Annotated in this window: 8 protein-coding genes; 3 read left to right on the plus strand and 5 right to left on the minus strand. The window is 56.3% G+C overall.

All coding sequences use genetic code 11. From position 1 onward, the window contains the following. Positions 1-47 precede the first annotated feature (47 nt). The 5 genes from tsaD to alr all read right to left on the minus strand — a co-directional run bounded on the left by tsaD (position 48) and on the right by alr (position 4657). On the minus strand, positions 48-1169 hold the full coding sequence (gene tsaD / locus HMPREF3016_RS04475) for a tRNA (adenosine(37)-N6)-threonylcarbamoyltransferase complex transferase subunit TsaD (RefSeq protein ID WP_210399782.1): 1122 nt from the start codon (positions 1167-1169) through the stop codon (positions 48-50). A 3-nt stretch (positions 1170-1172) separates the two neighbouring features. Next, positions 1173-1736, minus strand: a complete 564-nt coding sequence (gene rimI, locus HMPREF3016_RS04480) for a ribosomal protein S18-alanine N-acetyltransferase (RefSeq protein WP_070627455.1) — start codon at positions 1734-1736, stop codon at positions 1173-1175. Between the two features lie 12 nt (positions 1737-1748). Next, positions 1749-2534 (minus strand): tRNA (adenosine(37)-N6)-threonylcarbamoyltransferase complex dimerization subunit type 1 TsaB, encoded by a 786-nt coding sequence (tsaB, locus tag HMPREF3016_RS04485; protein ID WP_070449009.1) that lies wholly within the window; start codon positions 2532-2534, stop codon positions 1749-1751. A 119-nt stretch (positions 2535-2653) separates the two neighbouring features. After that, entirely contained in the window at positions 2654-3280 is a 627-nt protein-coding gene (gene tsaE, locus HMPREF3016_RS04490; RefSeq protein ID WP_070740540.1) for a tRNA (adenosine(37)-N6)-threonylcarbamoyltransferase complex ATPase subunit type 1 TsaE, read from the minus strand. Between the two features lie 63 nt (positions 3281-3343). Next, complete coding sequence (gene alr, locus HMPREF3016_RS04495) at positions 3344-4657, minus strand: alanine racemase (protein ID WP_070740543.1); 1314 nt, start codon at positions 4655-4657, stop codon at positions 3344-3346. Between the two features lie 234 nt (positions 4658-4891). Between alr and HMPREF3016_RS04500 the strand changes: the two genes are divergently transcribed. The 3 genes from HMPREF3016_RS04500 (at position 4892) to HMPREF3016_RS04510 (ending at position 9070) form a co-directional block, all read left to right on the plus strand. Beyond that, positions 4892-6214: a glycosyltransferase gene (locus tag HMPREF3016_RS04500; protein WP_070740546.1), complete on the plus strand. Its 1323-nt coding sequence runs from the start codon at positions 4892-4894 to the stop codon at positions 6212-6214. A gap of 92 nt (positions 6215-6306) precedes the next feature. Beyond that, on the plus strand, positions 6307-7092 hold the full coding sequence (locus tag HMPREF3016_RS04505; RefSeq protein WP_070740549.1) for a phosphatase: 786 nt from the start codon (positions 6307-6309) through the stop codon (positions 7090-7092). A gap of 469 nt (positions 7093-7561) precedes the next feature. Further along, positions 7562-9070, plus strand: a complete 1509-nt coding sequence (locus tag HMPREF3016_RS04510; RefSeq protein WP_037231129.1) for a sugar transferase — start codon at positions 7562-7564, stop codon at positions 9068-9070. Positions 9071-9140: the final 70 nt, after the last annotated feature.

The raw sequence follows: 9140 nt of genomic DNA on the forward strand, positions 1-9140 counted from the left end.
TTTCTCAGGAGGCAGGCTGACGGATCCTTCTAGTCTAAGCAAATGCTCTAGAAACACACCGTCGTGACCGGCAGCGAAGAATCGGTCGTAAAATCGATTCCCGAAGGTTCATACCCGGCCTCGACAAGGCGTGCCCCAAGCGCCGCCACCATTGCACCATTATCGGTACACAGCGTAAATTTCGGGATAATGAGGCGCACCCCAGCTGAAGTGCATCGTGCCGAAAGCAGCTCACGCAGCCGCGAATTTGCCGCAACGCCGCCGCCGAGTAAGAGGGTGTGCAGTCCCTGTTCCCGGCAGGCCAGCACGGCTTTCTTCGTGATAACATCGACAACCGCTTCCTGGAAAGATGCCGCAATATCGGCGACCGGAACCTCTTCACCGCGTGCCTCGAAGCCTTCAATCACACGCGCTACGGCGGTCTTGAGCCCTGAAAACGAGAAATTATACCGGTGTGCCCCCGGGGCTTCGGCGGTACCCATGAACTTACGGTTTGACAACCCGCGTGGGAAAACAAACGCCTTAGCATTCCCCGTGCGCGCGGCGCGGTCAATAGCGGGGCCTCCCGGGTAATCGAGTCCCAGTAAACGAGCGACTTTATCGTAGGCCTCACCGGCGGCATCATCAAGGGTGGCTCCGAGCAGACGTACATCCCGAGTAATATCGCGCACCTGCAGAATTTCGGTGTGACCACCAGAAACCAGCAGTGCCCCAAGCCCGCCATCTCGCGCGTGCTCAAGCAGCTGCGCCCCATCCTCGGTACCGTTATCGTCGAGTAGCCCCACGCCCACATGCGCCACCAGGTGGTTAATGCCGTAGAGCGGCTTTCCGGTAGCGATAGCCAGCGCCTTCGCGGCAGAAACACCGACCATGAGTGCACCGGCGAGCCCAGGGCCGGCGGTGACGGCAATCGCGTCTATATCGTCGAGGGTCACGTGAGCGTCTGCAAGTGCAGCTTCGAGAGCCGGAATCATAGCATCAAGATGCGCCCGCGAAGCAATTTCGGGGATCACCCCGCCGAACCGCACGTGCTCTTCCATAGAGGATGAAACCGTGTTGGTGAGCAGACGGGTGCCGCGTACAATGCCGATCCCGGTCTCATCGCAGGATGATTCGATACCTAATACAAGCGGTTCAGCCGCGGCAGAAAGTGTTTGTTCAGTCATCATTTCTCAGGTAGTTTCCGTTGTTGTGGAGGCATCGGCGGCGAAGTCCTTGAGCATGATCAGCGCATCCGTGCCGTCGTCATAATAGCCGGGCCGTGTGTGAATATGCGTGTATCCGGTGCGCAAGTAGAGGTTCTGGGCTCGGGGATTATCGGCCCGCACCTCCAAAAGGATGCGCTGCGCCCCTAAATCCTGTGCCCGGCGGTGCATTGCGGCGAGCATGGCTCTTCCGTATCCATTGCCTTCGTACTCGGGCAGCACGGCGATGGTCTGCACGTCGGCGGTGTCTGCTACCGTCATAACCCCGCAGTACCCGATAATATTCGGGGCGTTCTTTTTATCGGGGTTTTCCTGGAAATTTTCGCTGGCATGCGCCCGCTCAAGTACGTAATAGGTGCGGGTGGGGTGGGTTATTTCGGCGAGGAACATATCAAGGTTCCAGGCATCGAGGGGGAAGAGCTCTTGTTCGAGGGTGAACAGATGCGGTACATCGTCGATATCGGCGCGGCGCAGGCGGGCACCGTGGGCGAGCGCACCGGGAAGTTCTGGATGCTGAAGTTTCGAGTGCATATTTACGCCCCCCTATCCCTTAGACGATGCGGGATCGCTCGGAGCGCTCTGGCTCTGCCGCGCAAGCATAGCGGCTGGAACCTTCGCGTCCGAGTCACGCAGGTAGAGGGCGCGGGTGTCGGTGCTAAGATTTTTTACGCCCAAGCGCGCGGCGGCGCGCACGAGGTCGCTTGCGTTGGGGTGCAGCTGCGATAACTCGGGAGAAATTTGCACTCCCAACTGTTCCAGCTGTTCGCGGTAAAGCTCGGCACCGTAACCGTAGGCACGGTAACCTGCGGTATTCTGTCCAGAAACGCTGCCGGGTGCAGGCGTACTTTCGCTTGCGGGTGCCACCTGCGGACCGGTTTTTATCGTGTATCCGTTCTCGGTGACGGTGAAGATCGCGGAGTAGATTTCGCGGCGGCGCGCATCGGAGGCTACCAGAATATCGGTCTTCTGCGCGGCTTTGCCCTGGAAATCCTGAACGAATGCTCGTTCTGCCAAGGCTGTTAGACTCATAAGTCCATAGACAGGTTTGTTCCAGGCAAATCCAAGAGTTCGGGCGGTGACGATTCCGGCGCGCAGCCCGGTGAAAGGGCCCGGCCCGGTTCCGGTGAGAATCGCATCCACGTTCCGCCCATTTACCTGTGCTTCGTCGAGTACCTGGGATACGAAGGGCGACATCACTTCGGCGTGTGAACGTGTATCGGCGCTTTCGCGGGCAGCGAGAATAGTTGCGGTCGAACCGGGATTTTCGCCGTCGAGGCGCGCCAAAGCCACGGATGCGGTGGCTGATGAATCTAGAGCAAGTATGAGCACCCTATCATTCTAACGTGCTGCCGTATACCCGTTATTGTGACGGGTTCTCGCTTCATAAATGCCCCAAGGCAAGCTCATGAGGTGCGCTTCCGTTCACTTCCGGAAACTCTTAGAACAGGTTACTCGACGCCGAGTTTGAGCATGGCGGCTTCAAGACTTCGATACGCTTCGCCTTCCCATCGTGGGCCGTAAGCGGTAATGCGCAGCAGCCGCGGTTCTGAGGCATCAGCGCTCTCCTCCTCACGGTCGTCGAGCGCATCCCAGTCGAACTCCCCTTCCCCTGTGGGCGAGTAATTCTCGGCGGCGTAGGCGATGGAGAGGTCCGCGCCGGTGGGTCGCGTGAAGTCTAGTTCCAGGCGGGAATCGCTTAGATGCTCGGCTTTACCGCGTCCCCATTCGATGATGGTCACGGATTTTTCCAGCGAGAATTCTAGATCGAGGTCGTCTAATTCTTCGGCGCTAGAGAGCCGGTATGCGTCCACGTGCACGAGATCGGGTCCGCCTGGGCGGGTGCCGTCCGGCAGGTTGGGATGCACCCGCGAGAGCACAAAAGTTGGCGAAATAACACCTTCACGTACTCCAAGCCCCTCGCCTAAGGCGCGAGTGAAGGTGGTCTTCCCGGCACCAAGCTCTCCCGAAAGTAAGAGCAGGTCCCCGGCGGTGAGCAACGGTGCAAGCGCATGTGCCGCCGCGCGGGTATGCGCAAGATCGGCAAGATCAACTTCTAAAACGGGATGTGCATGCATGGAGTTCTTTCCGGGGAACGGTACGGGTTAAACAGGGGTGCGAAGACTCGACCTCACATATCGTTAGACGGTTTCCGGCGTCTGTTCATCGTCGAGACCGAAGAGGGATCCCAGGGCGTGCAGACCATCTACTTCGCGTTCCACCCAGGCGCCACCGCGGTAGATGCGTATCACGCGCGGGGAAATACGAGTCACAATCTCGTAGTTAATGGTCTGCGCTGCAGCGGCCCATTCTTCAACGGGAGGGTTATCTCCCGAGCCGAAAAGCACGGCGGAACCGCCGAGAATACCGCGCGCAGGATCGGCTAGTCCGGGCTCTTCCAGATCAACTACAAGCTGATCCATAGCAATCCTACCCACGACGCGGTACGTGCGCGGTTCCACGGGGTTTGCGGCATCGGCACGCGGGTAAATACGCACTGGAGCCCCATCAGCGATGCGCGGCACGCCATCGGCGTATCCGAGCGGAATGAGGGCCAGCGTGGTGGGCTTATCGGTGCTGTACCGCAACCCGTATGAGACCCCCTGCCCGGCAGGTACCTCTTTGACATTGCACACATGGGTTCCCAGGGTCATAACGGGCCGCAGATTAAGGTCTTTGGAGCTCACACCCGCGAGCGGTGACAGACCGTAGAGGGCGATTCCGCAGCGTACCGCATCGGCGAGGACCGCCTCGTTCGTGTTATATAGGGGGCTCGCGCCGGTGATCGTGCCCGGGGAATTCGCCAGGTGAACAAGCTCGGGGGTGAGGCCCGCGCTGCGGGCAACGGTCACAAATTCGTTGAGTCGGGCGATCTGCCGTGCGGTCTCGGGGCGTTCGGGTTCATCGGCAACCGCCAGATGCGAAAAAATGCCCTCGACGCGCACCAGCTCTGCGGCTTCAAGTTCAAGGGCACGCGCCACTAGCGCGGGCCAGTCCTCAAAGGTGGAGCCGTTACGCCCAAGCCCCGTGTCTACTTTCAGATGTACACGAGCACGCTTCTTGGTTCGATTGGCGGCTTCTGCTATTGCTTCTAAGTCCCAGCCGGAGGCACCCAGGATAATATCTGCTTCGAGTGCTTCGTCGAAGTCCGTCTGCGGGGTGTGCAGCCAAGCTATAATCGGGGCGGTAATACCCTCCGAGCGCAATTCCAAGGCTTCGGTCACATGCACAACGCCCAGAATATCGGCACCGGCTTCGAGTACTGACCGTGCCACTGGATAGGCGCCATGACCGTAGGCATCCGCTTTCACCACGGCAATGAGTTTACGTTCACCGATCATATCTTTGAGCACGCGCGTATTGTGCTCAAGAGCATTAAGGTCGATGATGGCGGTTCGCTCCGCCTCACCGGGCTGCAGGTTCGGGGTGTAGAGGGGACGTGTGGGAACAGTCATTTCTATATACCTCCGGTACTCGGTGAACGCGGGGAGCGTCTAGTTACACTCATTCTAGCCCGTCTTTTCATGTATTTTCGCTCTTCTTATCCCGAGTTAGGGAGCGTTCATCAACAGTTCATATTCTTACTGTGTGAATGCGCCTCTTCGATACCGTCAAGGCTTACACGTTCACCCTTAGACTCACTCGGCTTGCAGAACGCGCTGTCTCATAAAACCGCGCGTTAGACTAGGATGGTGAAGATTCCCGAGAGCTCGCAGTCCCGCTTGCCCCTGCCCCAGCCTGTTGTGCATGTCTATTCTCTGCATACCGATCCTTTTGCGCAGCCCGGCCGCGGCGATGCCGGGGGCATGAACGTTTATATTGCGCGTTCGATTGCGGCTATGCTGGCGGCAGACGATACTCTACGCGTCGAGGTTTTCACACTTCTTACCGATCCCGATTGTGAGCGTGCAAAGCCCGGCCTGCAGGTTCCGGCTCTTCTCAACTCGTATCGTGATCGGGTGCGGGTACACCAGGTGTTGATTCCGCAGGCTTTAGGTGCTCACAAAAATCAACTTGCTGAGTTTACAGCCGAGTTTGCGGCGCAATGCGTCTCATTAGCGTGCTGGCATCCGCAGGTTATTCACGCACACTATTGGCTTTCGGGCGTCGCTGCACTGGGGGCTGCCCAAACCTACGCTGCCGAAGGAACAGTTATTCCCGTAGTATTTACCCCTCATACGACCGCCGCAGCGAAGGATGCGCGCCGCTCCCCCGACGAGCCCGAAGAACCACACACACGTTATGAAAGTGAGCATCGAGTTCTTGAACATGCCGCTTTGACGATCGTCAATACTTCTCTTGAAGGGCAGCAGCTGCAGGACTACTATGGGGCAGATTCCGCACGCATGCGTGTGATTGCGCCGGGGGTTGATACCGGTATTTTTCACCCACTGCCGGGGGTGCACGCCGAACATGAGGGTTCGGATACGCACGCTCGGGTGGTTTTTGCTGGGCGTCCTCAGCCGTTAAAGGGACCCCATATTTTGGTAGAGGCCCTTGCGCTTCTTCCCGCGGATCTGCATGTTGAACTGGATATTATCGGCAAGTCTTCTTCCGGGTACGAATTAGATCTTCTTGCCCGTGCCCGCGATTTAGGCATCGCCGATCGGGTGCATCTGCGCAGTCCGGTTCCTGCCGATATTCTTGCCGATATTTTTCGCCGCGCCGATATTGTGGCTTCTCCTTCCTCATCGGAGTCTTTTGGGCTGGTGGCTTTGGAGGCGCAGGCTTCGGGGGCTGCGGTACTTGCCACTGATGCGGATGGGCTGCGTTTCGCTATCGAGAACCACAAAACGGGGTTGCTTGTGGCGCCGCGTACCCCGCAGCGTTGGGCGGTTGCGATCGAGCGGCTGGTGCGTGCCCCACGTCTGCGCTTAACGCTGGGGGCGAATGCGGCAGCTCGTGCACGTTCTTTCAGTTGGGAAGCGACCGCCCGAAAAACCTTGTGCGTCTATTCCGAGGCGATAACCGGTCGTCATTTAGCACAAGAGCGGGCCGAGGGTTCCGCATAGTTTATTGCCGAATTACTCTGCTCTTCCTCAAAAACCTGTAGAACGCACCACAGCACGGTCTCGAAAGTTGTTCAAGCGGCTACACTTGACGTATGAGTTTTGCAATGACGCGCGACGAGTTTGCCGCTTACCTTGATTCTGCCCGCATCACAGGTGATGTTGCTACACCGCGTGAGAATAACCTTTCGCATATTCAAGGGTTTCTCGATCATAATGAGCACCTCGAATTCGGGGTTACATGGTCGAAGGATTGGACCTATGACGAAGTTTTTGAGGTCATGGTACGCCGTGCTGGTCTGAACCCTGACCGCTCGCATGTCCAGGGACAAGATACGATTGGTGCCGCCCAGTGCATTGATGCTCTCGAAGAGTATGCCCGTATTTTTGGCGATGCGGTGCGCGCCCACCAAAAGATCCTGTTCGCCACCGGTCATCCCGCCGGACTTTTCCCCATTTATGCTGAGCTGGCGCGCATCGCCGAACGCGCCGGAGCCACGGTGCTGCGTATTGAGCAGGGCGAGCGGTTCTTGGACGGCGATATTCGCCAGATCATGGGTGTGGTGATGTTTGAGCAGTACGGGAATCTGCAGCATACGCATTTCCCGGGGCCGATGCGCATCACCCTCGCCCAGCTTCGTGAGCGCGGTGAGATGCCCGATCTTGTGGTTTCCGATCACGGGATGGCGGGGTATGCGGCATCACAGCAGAAGCTGCTGACGCTCGGTATTGCCGACTGTAACGACCCGGGATTGTTTATTGCCGCAGAGCAGGGTGATTTACCGGTTTGTGTTCCGATGGATGATAATGTTCCGCCGAATCGTTACGAACCGCTGATTGATTTTTTGGTGAATCGCGCCTCATTGAAACAATTTCGGTAAAACTTTTAGGCTATAGTTTTTTATTCTTTCAAGGTATTTTATTAGTTTACGGGTATTAAAACTCTCTGACTAGGATATTTATTAAAGCTATTTACAAAAGTAAACATCCACAATAGCCTTTAATAATCGTGTCTTCAGCACCTTTATGACACATTAAGGTGATTGAATTCACTCTTTATCCTTGAAGTTTAGACCACCATTCAGGAGGACTGAACTCCTGGTTTAACCGTAAAATATAAGGACTGAGTAGTTTTGAAGAACTATCGTGAGAATCAGTTAAAGGCCAGGTTTCTCTTCCGGACTACCTCGGGGCCTCAAAGCTGGTTCTCGTTCTCTCTACTTCTCGCTCACACACTGCACACATCATTCATCTGTATTCCGACTGACCACCGGGCTGCGGGTCTCAAACTCGAGCATTCCGCGCATACGCCGATATGCGCGCTCACCACGACCGGGGAAGATAACTTCATTGAAAGCAAAAGAAAGACTCAAAAAAGTTTGGGGCACCACATATGTCGCCAAACGTGAGTGGCATCCACAGGTTTTGAAATCTCTTTACCTAGGCGACTTGATTGCCATTGCCATCTCTATTTTTGCTGCGCACTTTATTCGCTTCGGCTTCGTAAACGCGGATTTACCGCCTGTGAATGTCTGGCCGCTTAACCTGCTCGATCCTTCCGTCGCACCCATCGACTATATCTTCCTCGATATCGGCATGATCATAATCTGGTGGCTGACTCTGCAAGTCAACGGCTCACGAAATATTCGCGTTCTAGGAATGGGAACCGACGAATACCGTATGGTCACACGCGGCAGCACTTACTTTTTCTGCACACTCGTGATAGTGGCGTTCTTCCTCAAAATCGACCTGACCCGCATGTACCTGCTCATCGCCTACCCGTTGGGTTTAGGACTCATCATGATAGAGCGCTGGCTACTACGCCAAAGACTAGTACAGAAACGTTTGCAAGGGTATTCGCTAACCCGCGTCATGATTATTTCCGACGTTCCCACCGGTAAACATCTGTATAAGAGCCTCTCCGGCGCCGTCGCATCGGGGCTTTCACCAGCTGCGTTTTACCTGCCGGGAATCTACGCCGGTACCACGATTGCAGACGTCGATCTGCCCATTCTGGGTTACTCCACGAACCCTGACGATATTATGCAGGCCGTGCAGGAAAACAATATTCAGATGGTCGCCATCTCGAACGGACATCAGCTGACCCCGGAACAGATGCGGATGCTCGGCTGGCGTCTCGCGGATGCGCACATCGCCCTTATTATGGCTCCCGCAACCACCGATATTGCAGGGCCTCGCATGCATATTCAGCCGCTCAACGGGCTACCGCTCGTGCACGTTTCTACCCCGCATATTACGGGTATTGCCGCGCTGGCAAAACGCGCCCTGGATGTGCTCGCCTCCGGACTGGGACTTCTCGTGCTTTCCCCTGTTTTCTTGGTGGTGGGTATCCTTATCAGACGCGACGGCGGACCTGCATTCTTCTTCCAAGAGCGCGTAGGAATGAACGGTGATGTTTTTCGCATGGTCAAATTCCGGTCGATGCGCACCGACGCCGAAGAGATCAAAGCCCAGCTTATGGAACAGAACGAAGGCAACGGGGTGCTCTTTAAGATGGTGAATGACCCACGCATCACCCCAATCGGCCGGTTTATTCGCAAGTTCTCCATTGATGAGCTACCGCAGCTCTGGAATGTTTTTATTGGCGACATGTCCCTGGTGGGCCCTCGGCCCCCGCTGGCGGAAGAGGTAGACCTATATGAGGATATTATGTACCGCCGCCTGCTCGTCAAACCCGGGATTACCGGGCTCTGGCAGGTCTCTGGCAGAAGCGATCTCTCCTGGGATGAATCGGTACGTCTTGACCTGTACTACGTCGAAAACTGGTCTATGACAACCGACTTTATTATCCTGTTGCGCACGGTACGAGCAGTTTTCGCCAAGGAGGGCGCCTACTAATTTTCGTGCCCGACTAAGTCAAGGTCGGTATAGTCCAATATAGTGGTGGGGCGTGACATCATGTCACGCC

The organism is Rothia sp. HMSC065D02 (genome assembly GCF_001815285.1).
Lineage (GTDB): Bacteria > Actinomycetota > Actinomycetes > Actinomycetales > Micrococcaceae > Rothia > Rothia dentocariosa.

Excerpts from the sequence above, each read along its gene's own strand:
- rimI (WP_070627455.1), bottom strand. The coding sequence starts at position 1,736 with ATGCACTCGAAACTTCAGCATCCAGAACTTCCCGGTGCGCTCGCCCAC.
- alr (WP_070740543.1), bottom strand. The coding sequence starts at position 4,657 with ATGACTGTTCCCACACGTCCCCTCTACACCCCGAACCTGCAGCCCGGT.
- HMPREF3016_RS04505 (WP_070740549.1), top strand. The coding sequence starts at position 6,307 with ATGAGTTTTGCAATGACGCGCGACGAGTTTGCCGCTTACCTTGATTCT.
- tsaD (WP_210399782.1), bottom strand. The coding sequence starts at position 1,169 with ATGATGACTGAACAAACACTTTCTGCCGCGGCTGAACCGCTTGTATTA.
- tsaE (WP_070740540.1), bottom strand. The coding sequence starts at position 3,280 with ATGCATGCACATCCCGTTTTAGAAGTTGATCTTGCCGATCTTGCGCAT.
- HMPREF3016_RS04500 (WP_070740546.1), top strand. The coding sequence starts at position 4,892 with ATGGTGAAGATTCCCGAGAGCTCGCAGTCCCGCTTGCCCCTGCCCCAG.